At 60.0% G+C, this 21,920-nt stretch carries 13 protein-coding genes; 7 read left to right on the forward strand and 6 right to left on the reverse strand.

What is annotated here, in order from left to right:
- Window positions 1-471 precede the first annotated feature (471 nt).
- Window positions 472-1,545 (forward strand): lipase, encoded by a 1,074-nt coding sequence (locus J2D73_RS09435; protein WP_207881337.1) that lies wholly within the window; start codon window positions 472-474, stop codon window positions 1,543-1,545.
- A 309-nt stretch (window positions 1,546-1,854) separates the two neighbouring features.
- Here J2D73_RS09435 and J2D73_RS09440 read toward each other — a convergent pair whose 3' ends face one another.
- The 5 genes from J2D73_RS09440 to J2D73_RS09460 all read right to left on the reverse strand — a co-directional run bounded on the left by J2D73_RS09440 (window position 1,855) and on the right by J2D73_RS09460 (window position 10,262).
- Window positions 1,855-3,405 (reverse strand): efflux transporter outer membrane subunit, encoded by a 1,551-nt coding sequence (locus J2D73_RS09440; protein WP_207881442.1) that lies wholly within the window; start codon window positions 3,403-3,405, stop codon window positions 1,855-1,857.
- Window positions 3,406-3,434: 29 nt separating this feature from the next.
- Complete coding sequence (locus J2D73_RS09445) at window positions 3,435-4,754, reverse strand: efflux RND transporter periplasmic adaptor subunit (protein ID WP_207881338.1); 1,320 nt, start codon at window positions 4,752-4,754, stop codon at window positions 3,435-3,437.
- Window positions 4,751-7,915 carry an efflux RND transporter permease subunit gene (locus tag J2D73_RS09450; protein ID WP_207881339.1) on the reverse strand — a complete coding sequence of 1,055 codons (3,165 nt, stop codon included), beginning with the start codon at window positions 7,913-7,915 and terminating at the stop codon, window positions 4,751-4,753. Before J2D73_RS09450 ends, J2D73_RS09445 begins: the two co-directional genes overlap by 4 nt.
- Window positions 7,916-8,040: 125 nt before the next feature.
- Window positions 8,041-9,552, reverse strand: a complete 1,512-nt coding sequence (locus J2D73_RS09455) for a sensor histidine kinase (protein WP_207881340.1) — start codon at window positions 9,550-9,552, stop codon at window positions 8,041-8,043.
- Entirely contained in the window at window positions 9,549-10,262 is a 714-nt protein-coding gene (locus J2D73_RS09460) for a response regulator transcription factor (RefSeq protein WP_207881341.1), read from the reverse strand. The genes J2D73_RS09455 and J2D73_RS09460 overlap by 4 nt, the downstream gene beginning before the upstream one ends.
- Window positions 10,263-10,496: 234 nt before the next feature.
- On the opposite strand from J2D73_RS09460, the gene J2D73_RS09465 reads away from it, so the two are divergent.
- Entirely contained in the window at window positions 10,497-13,493 is a 2,997-nt protein-coding gene (locus J2D73_RS09465; RefSeq protein WP_207881342.1) for a TonB-dependent receptor plug domain-containing protein, read from the forward strand.
- A 409-nt stretch (window positions 13,494-13,902) separates the two neighbouring features.
- On the opposite strand, the gene J2D73_RS09470 is transcribed toward J2D73_RS09465, so the two are convergent.
- Window positions 13,903-15,156, reverse strand: coding sequence for a DNA recombination protein RmuC (locus tag J2D73_RS09470; protein WP_207881343.1), 1,254 nt, complete (start codon window positions 15,154-15,156; stop codon window positions 13,903-13,905).
- 343 nt (window positions 15,157-15,499) lie between these two features.
- Between J2D73_RS09470 and J2D73_RS09475 the strand changes: the two genes are divergently transcribed.
- The 5 genes from J2D73_RS09475 (at window position 15,500) to J2D73_RS09495 (ending at window position 21,919) form a co-directional block, all read left to right on the forward strand.
- Complete coding sequence (locus tag J2D73_RS09475; protein WP_207881344.1) at window positions 15,500-16,855, forward strand: dicarboxylate/amino acid:cation symporter; 1,356 nt, start codon at window positions 15,500-15,502, stop codon at window positions 16,853-16,855.
- A gap of 409 nt (window positions 16,856-17,264) precedes the next feature.
- Entirely contained in the window at window positions 17,265-17,450 is a 186-nt protein-coding gene (locus tag J2D73_RS09480; RefSeq protein ID WP_207881345.1) for a hypothetical protein, read from the forward strand.
- A gap of 856 nt (window positions 17,451-18,306) precedes the next feature.
- Window positions 18,307-19,938 carry an alginate export family protein gene (locus J2D73_RS09485; protein WP_243429824.1) on the forward strand — a complete coding sequence of 544 codons (1,632 nt, stop codon included), beginning with the start codon at window positions 18,307-18,309 and terminating at the stop codon, window positions 19,936-19,938.
- 1 nt (window position 19,939) lies between these two features.
- Window positions 19,940-21,232 carry an MFS transporter gene (locus J2D73_RS09490; protein ID WP_026397293.1) on the forward strand — a complete coding sequence of 431 codons (1,293 nt, stop codon included), beginning with the start codon at window positions 19,940-19,942 and terminating at the stop codon, window positions 21,230-21,232.
- 42 nt (window positions 21,233-21,274) lie between these two features.
- On the forward strand, window positions 21,275-21,919 hold the full coding sequence (locus J2D73_RS09495; RefSeq protein WP_207881346.1) for a nitroreductase family protein: 645 nt from the start codon (window positions 21,275-21,277) through the stop codon (window positions 21,917-21,919).
- The last annotated feature ends 1 nt before the right edge of the window (window position 21,920 follow it).

Below are 21,920 nucleotides of genomic sequence, written 5' to 3' on the forward strand. Positions count from 1 at the left end.
CACCTCTCATCCAAGCACTCGAAAAGACCGCGAGTCGGGTATTTTTTTGCGGAAATTTGCGAGAAACCCGTATCGCCGACTTCGTTCGCGACGATCGATTGGTCGTGCGCCCAACCGGTCGTCCACGACAACCTTCCCTTACGGAATTCTCGAAAAAAGGCGAATAATTTATTGTTCTTTTTCCAAGGACTTTTTTCAGAAAATGCATACCTGATGGCGACGGAAGGCGTTTTCGTCGTAACATTGGGTGAATTTCAGTTACTTTATTGACATATATATTCGGCGCTTCCACGATCAGCGGCGAGGTCAACCGATTTGGCCTAATATCGGCTGACTTAGCAGGGCACCGAGCGTAATGCCGGATTCCACTGCGGAATAATGTAGCGCACAATATTCGAAAAAATAGCAGCGCTTACGCGTCAAAGACCTCATTAGGCCGCCTCACAGAGAAAAACACACGAGGGTCCGCCAATGTCAGTTACTTCCCAAACCGATAATTACCTGAAACTCAACGGAGCCGGCAATCAGCTCCTGAATTCGGAATTATTGTCGTCAGTTACCAGCCTGAGCGCCAAATCCGCCGGCGCCAGTACAGCGATGAGCTTTCTCGCGCCTGAAAACGCGATACCCGCAGCTCAACTCACGCCTACGGTCACAGAGTTTCTAAACGGGGCAATGAGCGAATATGTAATCGGCGGCGTGCCGGCGGGCATGAAACCGCTTCTTCAGAACGGGAAACAGATGTCGTTTCATGACGACCTCACTGGCGGCGTCGGGCATGCCTGGATTACGCCCGAAAATCAGGTTCTCATTACCTACTCGGGGACGACACGCGGCGAAAACCTGCTGATCGATCCGCTGGCGACTGCGGGTGGCCTGTTAAGCGATCTCGGCATCCTGCTCCGGCAGGTTTCTCCCGCACAGAAAGAAGCGCTTGCATTCGCCAAGCAAGTCGTCGCCGCCGCTGGTCAACAGGGCTACAGCTCCGATCAAATTTTTGTAACGGGACACTCGCTGGGCGGTATCGAGGCGGAATATGTGTCGCAGCAGACCGGACTGGCGGGCATCGGCTTCGAGGCCAGTGGAATTCCCAAGGATCCCAACGCCATTGGCAAAGGCTCGAATTTCATCTCTGTGGTGACACAGGGCGATCCTGTCGCCAACTATAGCTCCGACGTCGCTGGCGAGCAGCCGTTCGCTCCCGCTTACGTGCCCCAGTCCCAGGGTGGAGGCGCCTACCCGCACTATGGTTCGGTCCTGCAGATCGGCGCTGCGTCGGACCAGACGGCGCTGTCGCTCGCCGCACATGCCGTTGTGAATCCGTTCACGACGGCATTAGGTCTCGCTGGCGCTGTCGCTTTGATCGCAGAGTTTCACTTTCCCAAGGCTGAATACGCCGCTCTAGGCGTCACGCCGACCGGAAGCGCGCTCGACAAGCTGCCATCCACTATCGGCGTCGCGCACGGCCCGGTTCTGCCCGTCGCCAATGATACGATTGGACAGCTGCAAGCTTACATGTCGAATCACGTCACCATCGGCGCGTGACGCGCGTCTCGCACTCCAAGATATCTTATGACCAGTGGCGCGACGTTACTTCGTGCGTAAGTCACGCGGTGATTAGCGTCGCCAATGGTCGCGCAAAAACGGTCCTGCTCGAACTCTTTCGCTTGAGCGGGCCTTTTTCAGCAAACGGAGCAAACGAGAAATTTTTATGTTCCCGACGCCCCTCGAACCAACTTAAGGGCTTCCACATAACTATTGCTGCGATACCGCCCAAGCTAGGGCGACGCGCATTGGATTCCAAAAAGCTGCGCGCTCAGGGCGTATCGCGCGTCCTGAGAGCAGCGTTCGAAATCAAGGCTTCCCTGTCAGATTCGCATTCGAGGGATTGGGCGACGTTTTCACGTCGCCGACATCTTTCGGGTTTCTCAATCCACTATACTGCAGTGGCGAGAACGGCCTTATCTGCCCTGTCTTCGGAAGATCGGACGCGGACCATCCGCCGCCAAGTGCGCGGGTTAACGCCACCACCGACTGGATTTGCCGTGTCTGAACCTGAACCAGAGCGACGCGCGCCGTTAATGCGGCCTGCTGCGCAACGACAACGTCGAGGTAATTGGTCAGGCCCCCGGTATAAAGCTGCATGGTCATCGTCTGTGTCCGCAGCGCGGCGCTGACTGCCTCAGCCTGCTGGCCACCTTCTGTCTTCAACCGGTTGACGTTGGTCAGACCGTCTTCAACTTCCTGAAACGCGGAGAGCACGGTCGATCTGTAATCATCCTCGGACTGCCGGTAGTAAGACCAGGTCCGCTGCAACTCCGCCCTGCGCAGGCCACCCTGAAACAAGGGCAGAACCGCCTGTGCGCCAAACTGGTACATCGAGTTCGACAACGACGCGAGATCGAAGCCGTTATCCATGAAACCCGTCATCGCGTTGAACGTGACTTCCGGGTAGAACGCGGCTCGCGACACACCGATCGCCCGGTTGGCCTGCGCCATCTCGCGTTCCGCCGCAGCGATGTCGGGACGCCGCTCAAGCAACGCCGAAGGAAGCCCGGCAGAAGGGTGAACGTCCCGAAAAGCCAACGCCTGCACAGGGGCTATGTGAAACGCTGCCGGCGCTACGTTGACCAGGGCTGCGATTGCATGCTCCATAACGTCACGACGAGCCAGAATGTCCGTTTCTGCGGCTTCCGTAGAATGGAGCTGTGTCTCGGCGCGCGACACGTCCAGACCCGCTGCGATCGAACCGGCGAGGCGCATCTGCGTGATCTGGACGGCGAGGCGATAGTAACGGATGGAATCCCGATAGACGGCGTCCTGAGCGTCAAATCCGCGCAACGCGATGTAATCCTGCGCCAGCTCCGCCTCAAGACCTAGACGGGCCACCGCGTAATCGGCAGCCTTCTGCTGCGCCGCTTCCTTTGCCATCGCCGTCCGGTTGCGGATCGCGCGCCAGAAATCCGGCTCCCATGTCGCGGCGCCGTAATACTGCTCCGAAGACATGTAGATCGGGCCGGTCGCAGTGCCGCCTCGATACAGCCGATGCTTCGAACTTTTGTATTTTTCACCGCCGGCTGTGCCCGTGACCTGCGGATACAGATGGGACGCCACCTGCGCAGCGACGTCGCGCGATTGAGTGAACGCCTCGGCCGCCGCCTCCAGATCCGGGTTCGTCTTCAGCGCCTGCTCCTCAAGCGCATTCAGTTCGGGGTCTCCGAAAGTCTTCCACCAGTCCGCCCTTGGCGTGCCATCGGACGGCTGACCATAGCGGATGGCGCCCTGGCCCTCCCAATTTGCCGGGAAGACCAGTTTAGTCGGCGCATAGGTCGGGGCCAGATCACACGCCGTCAGGCCAGAGGCCACCAGCAGCGCCGTTGCGCGCGTCAGAACGCGACGCGCCATGCGCCCGCGCGGCGGAAACGTGCGCTCACTCATTGCCTGGAACCCGCCTCCGGCCCCGGCGCATTGTCGTTCGGCATCGCACGAACGTTGTCCTGATGAGCCTGATCCGGGGCCTTCTGCGGAACAGACGGGGCGTTGTAGCCCGGCGTGCTGGGAACGACACGGACCTCCTCACCATCCAAAAGTCCGGCGGACGGATTGTTTATCACTTTGTCGTCGCGCTTCAGTCCGGAGAGGATCTGCACCACGGTCCCTAAATTGGTTCCAACCTTCACAGGGACCAGATGGACGTGGTTCGTGGAGTCGACCATCGCCACCTGCATCCCCTCCGCGCGAAAGATCAAAGCGCCTTCGGGAAGAGTCAGAATGTTTGGATCACCCGGCGCGACAAAATGCGCCGTCGCATAGGAGTCCGGCCAAAGAACGCCATCGTCGTTGTCGACCATCAACTCGGTCCTGACCGTGCGCGTATTGGTGTCGAACGCGCCCGCAGTCGTCAGGTACCGAGCGTGGAACACGCGGTCAGGGAACTGCGGCAGCGTAAGCGTCGCCTGCAAGTCCGGTCCGACGATGTCCGCATAATCCTGAGGCACCGACACATAAACGCGCATGGCATGGACGTCCGCCACGCTGAAAAGCTCCGTCGCATTGCCGTTTGAATTAACGTCGCCACGGCCCGCGTTCACGTAATCGCCGACGTCGGCAAAACGCGCGGTTACGACACCGTCAAACGGGGCCACGATCCGTTTGAACGCTTCCAATGCCTGATACTGTTCAACGTCATGTTGAGCGGCTTCAACCTGCGCCTGCTGAGCAGCGGCGTTCGCCGCCTGCACGTCCACTTCCTGCTGCGACACCGCCTGCGTACCCTGCAGGGCCTTCCATCGCTTGGCAGTGACGTCGGCAATCCTGTAGCGCGCCAGAGCCACGTCGAGATTGGCTTTCGAGGCTGCATACTGAGCGTCCAGACCTGGCGTCTGAATCTCCGCCAGAAGGTCGCCTTTATGCACCTTCGCGCCGATATCCTTGTACCACATCTTCACGTAGCCCGAGACCTGCGCGTAGATCGGCGCCAGATACCAGGCCGATATGTTCGACGGCAGATCGAGCTTGCGGCTTGTCGGCCCGGGCGACGGACTGATCAGTTGCACACGAGGGAAAGAAGCCTCTGTGGTCTTTTTCGCGAGATCGACGTAGGCGCCGTGCCGCTGCACGAGCCCCCATACGGCAAGGACAAGCGCCAGCGCGATGACCACGATGACGGCGAGCCGCCCTCGCCCCCCGCCACCTTGCCCTGTCGGGGCAGGCGCCCCATGAGCCGGCGAATGCTGCGTCTGGTGGCCGCTCATGCCGCCTCTCCCTGCTTTGCGTGCGCCCGGCGACCGTGGATCATCGCGAAAACGCATGGCACGAACAACAATGTAGCCACTGTGGCGATCAGAAGACCGCCGATAACCGCCTTACCGAGAGGCGCATTCTGGGAATTGCTCATCGACATCGGCAACATCCCGACAATCATGGCCAGCGCCGTCATCAGCACGGGCCGAATACGCTCGAACCCGGCGTCAATCGCCGCCCTGATCGCATCCCCATGCCGCTCCAGTTCGTCACGAGCGAAGGACACGACGAGAATGGAGTTCGCGGTGGCCGTTCCCATGCACATGATCGCGCCGGTCAGCGCTGGCACTGATAGCGCCGTATGCGTCAGGAACAACGACCAGGCGATGCCGCCCAGCGCGCCCGGAAGCGCAGTGATGATGATGAACGGATCAAGCCAGGACTGAAAATTCACAACGATGATCAGGTAGACCAGCAGGATCGACATCGCGAGACCGCCGATGAGCTGCGCATACGCCGCGTTCATCGTCACGCCCTGCCCGCGGACCACCATGGACGACCCGTGCGGCAGGTTGCCCTGCTCCTGCGCCACGATACGCTTCACTTCGCGCGCAACCGTGCCCAGATCGATACCCTCGTTCGTGGCGTAGATATCGAACACCGGCATGATGTTGTAATGCGCGACTTCACCGGGAGTGCCGGTTTGCACGATCTTGCTCAATCCACCGAGAAGCTGCGGCGTCGTGCCCTTCGGGTTTCCATCGCCCTTGTCGATCGGCAAGGTCTCCAGTGAATTCATGGTCTGCAGGAAGTTCGACGGCGTCATGATGTCGACCAGATGCGACACGCCGCTCGTCGTATCGAGCCAGTAAACCTGCCCGACCTGCGAACTTCCGGAGAGCGCGACAAGCGCGTTGTTGGCGACGTCGTTCTCCGTAATGCCGGTGCCCAACGCGAAGCTGCGGTGAGTGTTCACCCTCAGCGTCGGCGTCGTCATCGGCTGCTGGACACTGACGTCGGCTATACCTGTCACACGACGCAGACGGGCCGCCAGACGGTTTGCGAATGCGAAGTTGTCAGTGAGGTTTCGTCCCACGACCTGCACGTCGATCGGAGCGGGAAGACCAAAATTCAGAATCTTCGCGGTCAAATCGGCTGGCATGAACGTAATCTGCGTTCCCGGAAACGCCTTGGACAGACCGTCGCGCAGGATCTGGCGGTATTCGGCAACCGGCGAATCATCGTCTTTCAGCGTAATATTGAGGTCGCAATCCTGCGCGCCCACAGTCGGCGTGGGGATGAACGCCTGATTGAGAGCACTGAACGGCAGACCGCAATTGTCAACGACGTCCTCGACCTGTCCCGGCAGCAGGCGTGAAATCTCTGCATTGACCAGCTGCGAGATTTTTCCCGCTTCCTCGATGCGTGAACCCAGGGGCGCGCGCATATGGATGGCCAGCGCATTTGAATTGATTTCCGGAAAGAAATCCTGCCCGACGAAGAAGAGGAGGCCGAGCGAACACACTGCGGCGCCCAGGAAGCCCAGCAAGAACTTGCTGCGCAGCGCAACCAGGGCAACCAGCACATCCCGATATCTGATACGGAACTGCTCGAACCGTTTTTCGAAACCACGCTGGAAGCGGCCAAACGCATTGGTCGGCTCTTTATGCCCCTGCCTGTGCGCTTCAACCTGCGCTGCAAGCATATACTTCGCCATCGTCGGGACCAGAGTCCGCGAAAGAATGAACGATGCAAGCATGGCGAAGATGATCGCCTCGGCCATCGGCATGAACAGCCACCCTGCGACCCCGCTCAACTGGAACAGCGGCGTCCAGACGATACAGATGCACAAGGTCGAGACAAAAGTCGCTACGACGATCTGATTGGCGGCGTCGATGATCGCAGTCTCGAGATCTTTATCCTGCTCAAGATGGGAGTCGATATTTTCGATCATGACCGTAGCGTCGTCGACCAGAATGCCAACCGCGAGCGCGAGGCCGCCAAGCGTCATCACGTTGATCGTCTGCCCGGCCCAGCCCAGCCCGATGATCGAGCAAAGCATGGCGAGAGGAATGGACGTTGCGATGATAACGGTGGAGCGCCAGGATCCGAGGAACAGCAGCACGACCAGACCGGTCAGGATCGCCGCAGTGACCATTTCCTGCACGACGTCACGCACCGAGTCTTTCACGAAGATCGAAGCATCGCTGAGAATCTTCACGCCGACGCCGGGCGGCAACGTCTTCACCACGTCCGGCAGGAGTTTCTTGACGCCCGCCACCACATCCAGCGTCGAAGCGTCGCCGCTTTTCATGACGACGATGATGACGCCCTGCTGCCCCTTGACCAGAACCAGGTTGGTCTGCGGTGGTCCACCCTGATGAACCCAGGCCACGTCCCGCAGGTAAACCACCGAATTGCCGACCTGCTTGATCGGAATCTCGTTAAACGTATCGATATCTCTTGGCGTCGCGTTGGTCTGCACCATCCAGTCCATCGCGCCGATTTTCTGATCGCCGGCAGGAAGAACAATATTCTGCTTGTTCAGCGCCACCGACACGTCGACGGGCGACAATCCGTGAGCCAGCAACTTGGTCGGATCCAGATCGACCATGATGTTTGAAGGCTGCCCGCCGTACGGATTCGGCATCGCGGCGCCTGCGACCGACACGAGCGCCGGCCTGATCAGGTTCGACGCCATGTTGTAAATCTGCGAGGCGGTCATCGTCGTCGACGACACCTGCAGGGTCATCACCGGAACGGACGACGCATTATAAGTCAGGATGAGCGGCGGCGTACTTCCTGTCGGCATCTGCTTGATGACCGTCTGCGACACGGAAGTGATCTGAGTCTGCGCAACCGTCGCATCTGTGCCCGGCTGGAAGAAAATCTTGACGATGCCGCGACCGTAATACGACTGGCTCTCAATATGTTCGATATTGTTGACCGTCGCGGTCAGGGCCCGTTCGTAATAGTAGACGACGCGACCCGACATATCCTCCGGCATCAGCCCGGTGTAACTCCAGACCACGGCGACGACGGGAATCTTGATGTTCGGGAACACGTCCGTCGGCGTCGACAGGATGGAGCGAACGCCGAACACAACGATCAGGATCGAGAGAACGACGAAAGTATAGGGTCGCTTGAGGGCGATTACGACGATTTCGTTCATAATCCAGCCACCTCGGACACGCGCCTTACAGAAACGTTCACAGTCAACATGCCTCGGCCTATGCCAGCCACAGAGTGTTGCAGCGAGTAAATTAGCATTTAGAGCTCAATTCGACGGACGCCCAACTATCTGGCGGGCGCAGAAAAAACCGCAATGAACCGGGCTCCACGCTCCGGCTGTCCAGCCTGAGCATCTTCGATACGCACATGCGCGTTATGCAGCCGCAGTATAGATGACACAAGACTCAGACCCAAACCGCTGCCGCGCACGTGGCGACTCTTGTCCGATCGATAAAAGCGGGTCAGCACGGCCTCGCGCTCCTCAGGAGCCACACCGGGCCCTGTATCTGTAACTGACAACGCCGGGTGATCATTCCACAGGCCGACCGACACTCGCACCTCCCCACCGGCCTTGGTGAACTTGATCGCGTTATCGACGAGATTGGCCAGAACCTCGATCAGCAGATCCCGGTCTCCATGCACCACAAGAGGCTGCGATACACCGTTCTGCCTATGCTCCGTAGCGCGGGCGGCGGCCCAGACATGCCCACCCTCCGCAACGCCGCCCTTGCGCTGCGGCGCCATGTCGTCACGCTGCAGCACCACCCCCTCGCTCTCGGCGATCGGTTCGTACAAATCTATGATATCGCCGGCCAGATCATCCAGATCGACGGCGGCGAAGCCGTCGCGGCGACGGCCATTGTCGATCTCCGCCATACGCAGCAGCGCTGTAATGATGCCGAAAGACTGATCGAGATCGTCGATCGCCCGCCCTATCGCCTTGTGCAGCTCCTCGACAGAATTTGCGTTCGCTCCCGTCAACGCGCGATCAAGGCGTGCGCGCACGCGCGCAAGCGGCGTGCGAAGGTCATGCGCGATATCGTTCCCGACCTCCCGCATGTCGTGCATCAACTGCTCAAGCCGGTCGAGCATTCGGTTCACACTACCCGCCAGACGTTGCAGGTCGTCTCGTTCTCTCCCTGCCGGGAGGCGCTCGTGGATGTCGCCCTGCATGATGCGGTCCACCGCCTCATGCATCTCCTTGACGCGCGACAACGCCCGGTGACTGAGCCACAACCCTGCCATCAGGGCGAAAAGCAAGACCGGCGTCGCCGCTATCAGCGAGGCGCGCCGGAGCATGAGTTTTTGCTCGCCAAGCATATGACGGCTTCGACCAAGCACAAGAATGCGCCCGTCCGGCATACGCGTGGCGATAAAGCGCAGGACGTAAGGCGCGCCCTCTTCCGGCTGCACCGTGACGTCATGGGGAATGCCGTCCTCGACCAGTCCCTCCGGCCACGCCCTCAGATCGCCGACGACCCGCTCCCGCGAAGACGTGAACACGCCTTCCGCATTGATGATAAGGCGCAGGTCGTCCGTAGAGCGCTCGCTGATGACGTAGTTCATGTGCTCCGTCGGCATGGCCAGCAGCAGCGCCGTCTCCCTGCGGAGCAGAGCATCCGACCGGCTGTGCTCCAGCGACGTCATCTGAACGTAGACGAGGGCGAATTGCAGGACCATGGCGCCGAGCATGGCGAGAGCGAACCCCAGCGCCAGCCGGAAACCCGCGGCTCGGGTCAGTTCCCTGCGGGAAAACGCGCGCGATGAAGCATCCTTCGGCGCGGAGGCGCCGCTCATTCGTCAGATGCGTCTGGCACGCGGAGAGAAAAGCCGGACCCGCGGATACTATGTATCATCGGCTCCTCGTCCGGACCGTCCACCTTCCGGCGCAGCTTGCCTATATGCACGTCCACCAGGTTGGTCTGGGGTATGAAACGATAGTTCCACACCTCTTCCAGCATCATGGCGCGCGTCAACACCTGCGCGGGGCGCCGCATCAGGTATTCGAGCAACCTGAACTCGCGCGGCAGCAATTCTATCTCGCGCCCGCCTCGCGTAACCGTGCGATCGATCAAATCCATTGTTATCGGACCGACTCTGAGCACCGTCACTCGCGTGTCGTCCGGACGTCGCAGCAACGCCTCGATCCGCGCGACCAGCTCTTCCATTGCGAAAGGTTTCGTCAGGTAATCGTCGCCACCGGCTTTCAGGCCACTCACGCGGTCGTCAACCGCCGAAAGCGCGGACAGAACGAGCACAGGAATTCGTATATCGCGCGCACGGAGCGTCTCGATCATCGTCAGCCCATCGAGAGCCGGAAGCATGCGATCGACGACCATGACGTCGAACTCGCCGGAAAGTGCGCGCTCCAGCCCCTGATCGCCGACATCGATCGCCAGCACATCGAACCCCCGGCTTTCCAATTCCTCGGAAATCTCCCGGGCGATGCCCCCGTCGTCCTCGACGAGAAGGACGCGGGGCCTGTACGTCCTGCCTGATTCGCTCATGACATTGACCGATGACCTCAAGCTCGCACCAGAACCATTAAAATCGCTTTCATTTCATAAGCCGGGCACGCTCGATTGTAACAAAAATGACATCCCCGGTGGCAATATTGCAACTATATGAACCCAAATGAACGATGTTCGAGACCTCCGGTTGCTATGCGAATACACTCTGTGCGAGTTCGAAAACATTACGACACAATGTCGAACACCTACGCAGAAATAGGGCCATACGCCATGAATCCCGCTCAGGCGCCCAACAATCCCACGTCGGACGCACGTTGCGGAAAGAGCGCAGTTCGCGTGTCTCTCCTCGCCGCCACAGTTCTTGCATCGACTCAATTCGTCACAATCGCGGATGCCGCTTCGAGCCAGACGAGCGCCGCGCCGAAGCATGTGCGGCACGCCGTCTCCCGTCCAAAAACAATCCACAACGCTACTACGAACGCCGCACCAGTTGGCGGCGTGGCTCCCGCAGGCCGTGCGCCGTCGCGCGCCGCGGCTGCAACCGCGCTCAACAGAAACTACCAGTCGAACGAGACGGAAGACGTGGTGGTGACCGGCTCGATGCTGCGCACCGCGCGCAACTCCAGCCCGAACCCGGTTCAGACGATCACTTCGCAGCAGATTCAGCAGACCGGCGTCACCACGCTTGGCGACTTCCTGCAGCGTATGCCGTCCATCGGCTCCAGCGGTACGAGCAACAACCAGACCAACGGCACATCGGGCCTATCGTGCACCGATTTCCGCAACATGGGGCAGCAGCGCGTGCTGGTGCTGATTGACGGAAAGCGTCCGACCATGACCGCCGGCGGCGCGTCTTCCGAATGCTTCGACATGAACACCATTCCTACGGACATGGTGCAGAGCGTCGAAATGCTGAAAGACGGCGGCTCCGAACTTTACGGCGCTGACGCGGTCTCCGGCGTCATCAACATCAAGCTGAAACACAACGTCACCGACGCCGCCTTCACCGCCTACGGCGGCATCTCCGGCAAGGGCGATGCGCTGACCGGCAAGCTCTCTGCCCACAAGGGCTGGAACTTCGACCACGACAAGGGCAACCTGACGCTCTACGCGTCATATATGACGCAGGGCGGCATCTATCAGCGAGACCGTTCGTGGGCGAATCCGGTAGCGGCGACAAACCCGACCTCCGGCACACCGACCTACGGGTCATCGATTTCTCCGATGGGCCATTTCTTCGGCTCGGAGAATGAATATTCCGGCTCCGCCAACGGGACGATCGTACCCTGGTCGACCAGTGATCGTTACAACTACGGTCGTGACCAGATGCTTTCGAATTCCTTGCAGAATTCGACGCTGAGCGGCGATCTCCATTACGAGATCAACAAGCATTTCATCCCCTACGCGAACGTGCTGTACAGCCACCGCACGTCGCTCGCCCAGATGGCGGCCGAACCGGTCACCGGCGCGGTGCCGCCGTCAGACATGCCCGCCTCCGTGATCATCCCGGCGAACGATCCGTACAATACGACTGGAGAAGACCTCCAGATGTACAAGCGTATGAACGAGTATGGACCGCGCCGCACGGAAGACGCTTCCGACACCGTGACGGCCATCGCTGGCATGCGCGGCGAGATCACCCATGGGTGGATGTACGACGCGTCCTATACCTATGGCGCGAACATGATGACCGAGCAGATGTCTGGCGTCGGCGATTATCGCAAGCTGCTTCAGACATACGGCCTGCAGCAGGTTAATCCGTCCGACACCAACAGCGCCCTGGTCTACAACCCAAGCGTCTGTAACGCCGCAGCCGGTTGCGTCCTGTCCAGCCCGTTCGGCCCGCTTTCGAACTCTGCGGCCGCATACTCAAACTATACGTCGCACAGTCACTACCACTACCAGCTCCGCGACCTTAACGTGCGCATCAACAACGATCACATCGTGAAGATGCCGTGGAAGCACGGCGGCGCATTCGCCGTAGCGCTGGGCATGGAGCACCGCGGCGAACAGCTGAGCTACAGCCCTGATCCGTTGATCGCGTCGGGCGAAAGCCTCACCAGCACGTCCACCTACACCGGCGGCGGCTTTAACGTCACGGAAGCCTATCTCGAAGGCAAGCTGACGCTGCTGCATAACGCGTTTCTTGCGCGCGACCTGACGATCGACGGTCAGGGACGTTTCTCGTCCTATGACACCTTCGGTTCAGCCAAGAACTGGAAAGGCGCCATCAACTGGTCGCCGACGCGCGACATCCGGTTCCGTGCGACCATCGGTTCCTCTTTCCGTCAGCCGAACGTGTTCGAACTGTATGGCGGTCAGACAATGAACTACGCCAACGGCACTGATCCCTGCGCACAGGCGAGCACATATGGTGCATTCACACCGACCGTGATCGCAACCTGCCGCGCGAACGGCATTCCTAACCCAAGCACGTTTCAGGACGCCAACTCCGGCCAGATTCCGACCCTTACCGGCGGCAATTCGAAACTGCGTCCGGAGACGGGCCGCACATGGACGGTCGGAACAACGGTGACGCCGCGCTGGATTCCTGGCCTGTCGGTCGATGTCACCTACTGGCACTACAATATCTCGAACCTGATTTCGGCCACGTCGACGCAGTATATCGCCGACCAGTGCTACACAGGTCAGAACACGGGTTATTGCAGCGATATTCTGCGTTACAACTCGAACAATCAGATCGACTACGTATCGTCGTTCTATACCAACCAGGGCGGCCTGCATCAGAGCGGCATCGACTGGAGCACGAACTACCAGATCCGTCTGTCGCCTGTTGATCGTCTGATCATCAGCAACGAGTACCAGCAGATCCTGAACTACAAGCAGCAGACCACCAATGGCGGCTCGTGGATCAATTACACTGGCGCGCTGATCTATACCTCGCAGGCCGGATCGCTTCCTGCTGCGGGCATTCCGCGCGTTCGTGACTACGCCACGGCGACCTGGAGGCATGGTCCTTTCTCCGTGACCTACATGATGTCCTTCACGGGCGGCATGCGCTGGAACAACTCGACCAACTACCTGTCGGCCGACGGCGCGCAACGTTACAAGACGCCGGGCATGGTGATGAACAATATCTCGTTCACCTATGACGTTGGTCGCTGGTCGTTCCAGGGCGGCATCAACAACATCAACAACAAGAACCCGCCTTATGTCGTGTCCAGCTCGGACAACAGCATGGGCGCGCTGTACGGCAGCTTCTACGAAGGTCGCAGCTTCTGGCTGCAGGCTGGCACGTCGTTCTGACGCGCTTTCGCTGAATGTCGCGCGCCGGGTTCTCCGGCGCGCGCTTGCTCCGTCACACATAAGACGGGCGACGGAGAACGCCTCAGACCGCCGACCCTCTGGCGTTCTCCGAAGCACCTTAAAAAACTAGTCAGTCATATGGTTTCATAACACCTACCGAATACTCCGTTGCTTTCATGCAAGCATTACGGCGCATTCCTCTGATGGCGAGCGTCAGCGTGTCCGCACCTCGCGCCAAGCCCCCCAGACGCAAGCCTGAATGGCCTCGCAAACACCCCATCGTGGCCAAAGAGGGGCATTGAACGGGTTAGTCCAGTTCTCCGACCACTCGACCACGAGCACGGCTGGCGCTCCTCTCATTTTCCGGCATCCAGACGAACGAGAAATCTGCTGTTGCAGTCTCGCACTCCTACTCTAATGACGCGCCGTCACCGACCTCTGTTTCGGGCACGTCAGCAGAATCCAGAGAACGCAACTGCCGCGCGACCACCCTCGTCCGGCGACGCGCGTCTTCAATTGATGATGACATCGCCTGCGCATTTCGAGAAAGCTTCTCCAGAACCCCGTCCATCTTCAGCATTTCCTGCCGGGTCGCGCCGAGCAGACTGGCTATCGCCTCGGTGCGGTCTTCAAGAGAAAGCGTGACATAACCGAGATGAATCGTCCGCAGCAGTGCCGGCGTGAGGGACGGCCCCATGATCATGACCCTGCATGTCCTGCCGATCTCGTCAATCAGACCCGGAGCACGGGCGACTTCTGCGTATAGACCATCGGTCGGAAGATAGAGGACAGCGAATTCAACCGTCTCGGGCGGCGAAATATACTTCGCCGCAATCTTCCGCGCCTCGAACCGGATCGCGGTCTCAAGCGCACGTCGCGCCGCGCGCTCAGCCTCTCGATCATCCTGCGCGCAGGCGTCAAGCAGGCGCTCATACGCCTCCGTAGGGAATTTGCTGTCGATGGCGAGGACCGGCGGCGCAGCGGCGCGCACGGGCATCCGCACAGCGAACTCCACGACCTCCCCGCCCTGCCCGATCCGCCGGTTGGCCTCGTAGGCGCCGGGAGGAAGAATGTCGTCCAGAATGGCGCGAAGCTGCGCCTCGCCCCAGCCGCCCCGGGTTTTCACATTGCCGAAGAGGCGCTTGAGGTCGCCGATCTGGGCCGTCATGGCCGATACTTCGCCCATCGCCTTCTGCATGGCGGAGAACTGTTCCAGAACGCGCTGGAACGATGTCTGCATCTGCTTTTCGACAGCAGCGTGCAGTTGTTCCGTCACCGCTCCCCGGATGGCGGCCAACTGCACCGCACTTGCTTCCGCCATTTCGCGGAGGGCCGCAGCGGACGCAGCGCGCGCTTCCGCCTGTTCACGCCCGAGGCTGCCGCCGATATGCCCAAGACGCTCAGCCGTCTCGGCCCGCATCTGCTCCACGCGGGCGAGCAGCGCGCGCTCCATCTCACCGAGCCGGGCCAGATGATGCTCTGTCTCGGCGCGCCGCGCGCCGCCTTCCCGTTCCACGAGCACGTATAACCGGGCGAGGAGATCGCTGTCGGGGCCTCCGCCAGCGGGCTTGCGACGCACGAGCGTAGCGCCGATCCAGCCACCCAGAGCCAATGCGGCGAGAAGCGCGGCTCCCGTCCCTACGTCCGGCGGTATGAGACTCATCCCGCCTGCCCCGCCAGACATAGTCTCCCCATACGCCGTCAAACCTCCCGCTTCCGTCCAACGGACGTATCAACTTTACGCGTTCCGAGAAAGCGATCGGCCATCAAGAACGCCGCTGACCAATGCGTTCAGAGCCGCCAATACGTGATAAGGCGTTCTCTCCTCGATAGAAAACCAATCCGCCTTCCATCGAAATTCTGCTGCCGGCCTACGAAATCCCCGCGGTTGGCGTCGACGGAGGACGATGCTATCGGAAATTTCGCGACGCCCGGTCGACAACGAACAGATAATACAAAGACGATCGGCGCCCCCATAACCGCCCCTGCAGATGGTACCCTTATCCATGCACGCGATCGCTCCCCACCCCAGTTCCCGCACGCCTCTGTGGAGGAGCCTGTACGTGCAGGTCGTCGTCGCCGTCGTGGCGGGCATCCTGCTGGGTCAATTCGCCCCCCAGCTGGGCGCGGCCATGCGCCCATTGGGCGACGCGTTCATCAAGCTGGTGAAGATGGTCATCGCACCGGTGATCTTCCTCACCGTTTCCACCGGCATCGCTGGCATGGGGGACCTTGGCAAGGCTGGTCGCATCGGCGCCAAGGCGATGGCGTATTTTCTTGTCTTCTCGACGCTGGCTCTCGCAGTCGGAATGGTGGTCGCCAACGTCGTGCATCCTGGAGGGGGCATGCATGTCGATCCCCACTCCCTCGACGCCGCCAGCGTCAGCACTTATGTGGATCGCGCACACGATCACTCCTTCACGGATTTTCTCCTCCAGATCATCCCCACCACCACCGCGAGCGCCTTCACGTCGGGCGAAATTCTCCAGGTGCTGTTCGTAGCCGTCGTGTTTGGCGTCAGCCTGTCGCAAATGGGCTCACGCGGCGAACCCGTCCTCAACCTGTTCCGTCAATTGACCGAACTCGTGTTCGGGGTCGTGCGCATTGTGATGCTGGCCGCCCCGATAGGCGCATTTGGCGCGATGGCTTTCACGATCGGAAAATTCGGCATCGGCTCTGTAGTCAGCCTGATCTGGCTGGTCGGCACGTTCTACCTGACCTCCATCCTGTTCATCGTGCTTGTGCTGGGCGTCGTGGCGAGAGTCTGTGGATTTTCGATCTTTCGCCTTCTTGTCTACATCCGTGAAGAGCTTTTGATCGTCCTCGGCACCAGCTCATCTGAATCCGCTTTGCCGACGTTAATGTCCAAGCTGGAAGCAGCAGGCTGCGCCCGACCGATCGTGGGCCTTGTCGTACCCATGGGATATTCGTTCAATCTGGACGGCACCAATATCTACATGACGCTCTCCGCTCTGTTCATCGCACAGGCGACAGGCATCCATCTGTCTTTCGGCGAACAACTCGCCCTGCTTCTGGTGGCGATGGTCAGCTCCAAAGGCGCCGCTGGCGTCACCGGCGCGGGATTCGTCACTCTCGCCGCGACTCTCTCCGTCGTGCCCAGCGTCCCCGTCGCGGGCATGGCGCTTATTCTCGGCATCGACAAATTCATGTCCGAATGTCGCTCCCTCACCAATATCGTCGGTAACGCAGTCGCAACAATCGTGGTGGCGAAGTGGGAAAACCAGCTCGATAGCGCGCGCCTGTCAGACGCGCTCGCCGGGCGTCTGCCGCCGACCGAGCTCACCCCTGCGGCGATCGAAGACGAGGCCCGTGACGAGGCGGCCGTACACCGCTTTCACTAAGCGCGCGCTTCAAGCCCATGTCGCAGGGGCCGCAGAAGCAGATGAGCGAGCATGTGATCAGTGTGCAGGCTAAGTGGGTATCGGCTCTTCTTTTGTAGCGAACGGTCAGGCGTCGGAAACGGGGCACCCATGAGAGGGTGCGTTCGACGACCCAGCAATGCTTTCCGGGGTGGGTGCTGCTTTCAATACCTTTTCCGGCGATCCTGGGCCTGATGCCATGACGGGAGCATGCCACCCAGCAGGATCGATAGCCGTAACCCTTGCCGACGTGAGGCGTTCCAAAGCTATGGCGTGACCGCCCTTTCTTCCTCCTGGTGGAAGGCTGTGCACTCAGGAGGAGTTCGATCCTCCGGCTGTCGTGGACACTCGCGCCGGACAGCAAGCAGTCAGCGGGATACCCTGCCGATCCGTGACGATGCGCCGCTTCGTCCCTCATAATCCATGGGATTGGAGCCTGTCGTTTCGCCCCAATTTTTGCCGCGATGGACGCACTGTCCATGCAAGCCTGACTCCCGTTCAGTCGATCGGCCTGACGGAGACGGGTCAGCAACTCACCATCGAAGCGCCTATACGCGCGCCTGACGCCAGCAGGTAATCGCGAAGCTGCATCCTGCCTCGCGTGGGCGCGGCCCCCACGAAATGCCTGTCAAAAGAACGAACACTATCCCCGTCAATGCCGAATGGTCGGAAACACGAGATGAGGCCATGGAACCTCACCCGTCATCCACGACCGGATTACATGGAGGGGGTGAAATACGCCTTTACTTGCTGACGTAAAAGCAAATTAATTCGACTGAGTAACGACACACTCCGCAACAAAGAATCGAAGTCCTTCGTTCACTCCACTACGGGTACAAGGGAGTTCCTTCCGCGTGTCGCATGACAGTGATTACTTGAGCGAATAAACACATTTGCAAACATAATAGACGAATCAAAAAAATTTTTGCGGCGCAGAGGCTCACCAAAAATTTCCCGGCGGCGCGTCAGACGCCACTGTTTTCACTTTTTCCTTCCGCCCGAAAAACGTTTTATGGAAATTTCTTTTTAAAAATGGAACTTTCCATAAATACAAAAGATTAAGCACTTAACTCTTTGCGACGTCTCGATGCACGCGCACGTTGTAAAGATGACACAGACGCCTTTGATCCCGTCTGCACACAATAAAGCTACATGACGACGGGGGGCGCAGTGTGCATCATTGCAATCGCACAACCGGTGAAGAAAAACCTCGCACCGGATTTTCGCCAGTAACAAAAAAAACAATCGAAGTGCTGAAGATGAATCACACAGACACGAAGACGTTTCCCGGTCGACGCTCCGTCTCCATCACAAAAATCTTAAGAACTTCCAGCTTTCTTACTGGTTTGTTTCTTTTTTCGCCGCACATTGCGGCCGCTGAAACAGCACCGAACGCAGGCATAAACCAACATACCCCGATCCCTGACGCCTACATGAACACCGCTCACACGACGACGCCAGCGACCGTAAATAAATACGGACCAAATGGCCCCTTGCAGGCGCTGCCTATAATACGACGCACGACGAAGGGATTCTGGGATTCCGAACTTCTTCCGACCCTGGACTCCCGTCCCGAACTCTATGCACAGCCTCAATCGCTGGAGCTGACGCCCCAGCCATCCGCTCTCCTGCACCAAGGGCCCTGGGGCGTCTTCAACGCAAACACCGGCGCGGCATCCGGTTTCGGAACCGTCGGTTATTACGCCGTGTCTCGCTGGGCTGAAGACTGGTCAAAACTCCGCGACAAGCGCAACCGCATCGATTTTCTGGACCCGCTCAAATACATTCCGTTAAATGAGAGCGGCTCCATCTATCTGACACTGAGCGGAAATTTCCGCCATCACGGCTTCTTCGACCAGCGCGCCGGTTTCGGCACGACCAAGAAAGACCCGGCCTATCGTTCGACACTGCGCTGGAACGCGGGCGCCGACCTGCATCTGGGCGAACATCTGCGCCTGTACGGCGAACTCATGAGCGCACAAGCTGGCGGCATGAACTACTACGGATACGCTGGCGGCCGCTGGCGCAGCAAGCTGGACGCCCAGCAGGCCTTCGTAGAAGTGAAGGGGCATCTGCTGCACGCGAACATGGGCGTGATGGTCGGGCGCATGACGTTCCTCGATGCGCCGCCTTATATCACCGCAGGAAGCGTCTATCCGACCGTGCCTTATTCGTGGAATGGCGTCCGGGCTTATTCCTTCTGGAAGAACTTCCGCGTCGATCTCTTCGATCTGACCCTGACCAACAACGCCCCGACAACCGCGTTTCACGATCAGGTCGGCTACCGAACCCGCTGGTATGGGGCCTACACATCCTACGCCGTGCCGTCGTTCAAGTTCATGAACATGAAGAGCCAGGTCTTCGTCGACACCTTCTTCATGGGCTATCTGCTCGCCAGCAACCCGATTGCGAAGACGACCGGAACCATCGCCGGATCGACCCGCAGAGACACTCCGGGCATGAGAATCTGGGGCAACGCCGGACCGATCGAGTTTTCTGTCGGCGGCATGTGGCAGGGGGGATACTTTCAGGCCGCGAATAACGGGCCGCGCCGCTCCGTCGACGCCTATGCGTTCGATGCGCAGATTTCATGGCGCTTCGCCAAGGTGTGGGGCCGCCCCCTGCTGGGCATTCAGGCCGACGACATATCCGGCGGCGACACCAGAAAGAGCCAGACCAGTTCGTGGGGCAACTTCCTGTCGCCATGGGTGCCCAGCGCCTATTATCTCGACATCAGCACCTATATCGGCAACTCGAACATCATCGACGTTGGACCGATCGCCACGATCTCTACAAGTAAAAACACGTCTCTCCTGATGAAAGTTCCTGTAATATGGAGAAATAGTACAAACGACGCGATTTACGCCAACCCGACGGCCATCTACGCATTCCGCCCACACGGCGGCTACACGGCCACCATGCCGCAGGCCAGCTTCACGTGGCGCGCGACGCGTCATATAACGCTCAGTATCGACGGCGAGTACGTGTTCGCCTCGAAGGCCATGATCAACGCTGGCGCGTCTTCCGGCGCATACGTTCAAAGCAACCTGGAGCTAACCTTCTGAGATGACCGCAGGTTCCCCGGACGAACTCACCAACGCCCAGCGCCTGCGGGGCGTGTTCTCCGGATCGGCCGGGAACCTGCTGGAATATTACGACTGGTACGTTTATTCCGCGTTCGCGTTGTATTTCGCACATGCTTTCTTTCCCCACGGCTCTCCGACCGCAGAGTTGCTGAACACCGCAGCAGTCTTCGCCGTCGGCTTTCTGATGCGCCCTGTCGGTGGTTGGCTTATGGGCGTCATGGCGGACCGATACGGTCGCCGCGCCGCGCTCACGGTCTCGGTCTCCGCCATGTGCGCGGCCTCCCTGATCATCGCCCTCTGCCCGACCTACGAGCAGATCGGACTCGCCGCCCCAACGGTTCTGGTTCTCGCCAGACTGGTGCAAGGGCTCAGCCTCGGCGGCGAATACGGCGCCTCCGCCACTTATCTCGCCGAAGTGTCGAAGCCTGAACACCGGGGTTTCTGGTCCGGCTTTCTCTATGTGACTCTGGTCATGGGGCAACTCGGCGCGATGGCCGTGCTGCTGCTGATGCAATACGTGTTGCTGACGCCGGAGCAGATCACCGCGTGGGGCTGGCGTGTGCCGTTCGTCATCGGCGCCGCCGGAGCGCTGCTGATCTTCTGGCTTCGCCGGAATATGGAAGAAAGCGCGACCTTCAAGAAGAAGCAGGATGAAGGCGAACGGGGCGGCCTCGCCGTCCTGCTTCAGCACCCTCGCGCCGTTGCCACGGTCATCGGACTGACCATCGGCGGGACGGTCTCCTTCTACACGTTCACGATCTACATGCAGAAATTCCTCGCCAACTCTCTCGGGTTCGGAAAGGACACGGCGACGTTGATCTCCGCGGGCGCGCTGCTGGTGTTCGCCGCAATGCAGCCCGCTTTCGGCGCGTTGTCAGACCGGATCGGACGCAAGCCTCTGCTCGTCGCATTCGGTGTTCTGGGCACGCTCGGGACAGTCCCGCTGATGTCCGCGTTATCCGCCACGCATTCTCCGTGGGGAGCGTTCGGGCTGATCATCGTCGCTTTCGCCATGATTTCCGGGTACACAGCGATCAATCCGGTCGTAAAAGCAGAACTCTTCCCGACACGCATCCGCGCGCTTGGCGTCGCCTTTCCCTATGCCGTCACCGTGTCGATCTTTGGCGGTACAGCTGAATACGTTGCGCTCTGGAGCAAGCAGGCTGGCCACGAAAGCTGGTTCTTCTGGTATGTCTCCGCCTGCGCGTTCTGCACGCTGCTGACGGCTCTTACGCTGCCGGGAGGCGACGCGAAGCTGCCCGAAGAGGGCTGAGCGCCCTCCGGCGTCGAGTTGGCATTCCGGCCGAGTTGGGTCATGGTCCCGCCAACATCCCGACGATCGGAGACTGACCCCGTGAGCAAGCACCACCACACCGCGCTTGAGACTCTGCTCTCGCGCGCCTCGGCGGACACTCTCGTCAAACCGGCGCCGAAAGGCGAGGAACTGGAGGCGATTCTTTCCACGGCCATGCGCGCCCCGGATCACGGCAAGCTGCGCCCCTGGCGCATGGCGCTCGTGCGCGGAGAGGCCCGTCTGGCGCTGGCGGAACGGGTCGTGGCCAGCATGAAGCGGCTGGACCCGAACGTGCCTGAACAGAAGATCGAAAAGCGCCGCACCCGCTTCTCGACCATGCCGCTGACCATCGTCCTTGGCATGCATCTTCGGCCGGAAGACAAGATTCCCTTGCTCGAACAGCAATTGGCCGTCGGCGCGGCGGCGATGAACATCCTCAATGCGCTGCACGCAGAAGGATATGGCGGCCTGTGGGTCTCGGGCGACATCGCCTACGACCCTGAACTCGCGACGGAACTCGGTTTTCCACCGCCGCATGCGCTGGCAGGATTTATCTTCGTCGGCACCCCTGAGAAAGACCGTGAAACGCCGAAGCGCCGGTCCGTCGCGCCTTACGTGGCGGACTGGACCGGGGCGCCCGTGTCGTTTGAAGCAGACAAGCAATAGG

It is taken from the genome of Acetobacter sacchari (genome assembly GCF_017377715.1).
GTDB lineage: Bacteria > Pseudomonadota > Alphaproteobacteria > Acetobacterales > Acetobacteraceae > Acetobacter > Acetobacter sacchari.

Bases quoted from the DNA above. Each gene is read 5' to 3' on its own strand.
- J2D73_RS09435 (WP_207881337.1), top strand. From the start codon at position 472: ATGTCAGTTACTTCCCAAACCGATAATTACCTGAAACTCAACGGAGCC.
- J2D73_RS09440 (WP_207881442.1), bottom strand. From the start codon at position 3,405: ATGGCGCGTCGCGTTCTGACGCGCGCAACGGCGCTGCTGGTGGCCTCT.
- J2D73_RS09445 (WP_207881338.1), bottom strand. From the start codon at position 4,754: ATGAGCGGCCACCAGACGCAGCATTCGCCGGCTCATGGGGCGCCTGCC.
- J2D73_RS09450 (WP_207881339.1), bottom strand. From the start codon at position 7,915: ATGAACGAAATCGTCGTAATCGCCCTCAAGCGACCCTATACTTTCGTC.
- J2D73_RS09455 (WP_207881340.1), bottom strand. From the start codon at position 9,552: ATGAGCGGCGCCTCCGCGCCGAAGGATGCTTCATCGCGCGCGTTTTCC.
- J2D73_RS09460 (WP_207881341.1), bottom strand. From the start codon at position 10,262: ATGAGCGAATCAGGCAGGACGTACAGGCCCCGCGTCCTTCTCGTCGAG.
- J2D73_RS09465 (WP_207881342.1), top strand. From the start codon at position 10,497: ATGAATCCCGCTCAGGCGCCCAACAATCCCACGTCGGACGCACGTTGC.
- J2D73_RS09470 (WP_207881343.1), bottom strand. From the start codon at position 15,156: ATGAGTCTCATACCGCCGGACGTAGGGACGGGAGCCGCGCTTCTCGCC.
- J2D73_RS09475 (WP_207881344.1), top strand. From the start codon at position 15,500: ATGCACGCGATCGCTCCCCACCCCAGTTCCCGCACGCCTCTGTGGAGG.
- J2D73_RS09485 (WP_243429824.1), top strand. From the start codon at position 18,307: ATGAACACCGCTCACACGACGACGCCAGCGACCGTAAATAAATACGGA.
- J2D73_RS09490 (WP_026397293.1), top strand. From the start codon at position 19,940: ATGACCGCAGGTTCCCCGGACGAACTCACCAACGCCCAGCGCCTGCGG.
- J2D73_RS09495 (WP_207881346.1), top strand. From the start codon at position 21,275: ATGGTCCCGCCAACATCCCGACGATCGGAGACTGACCCCGTGAGCAAG.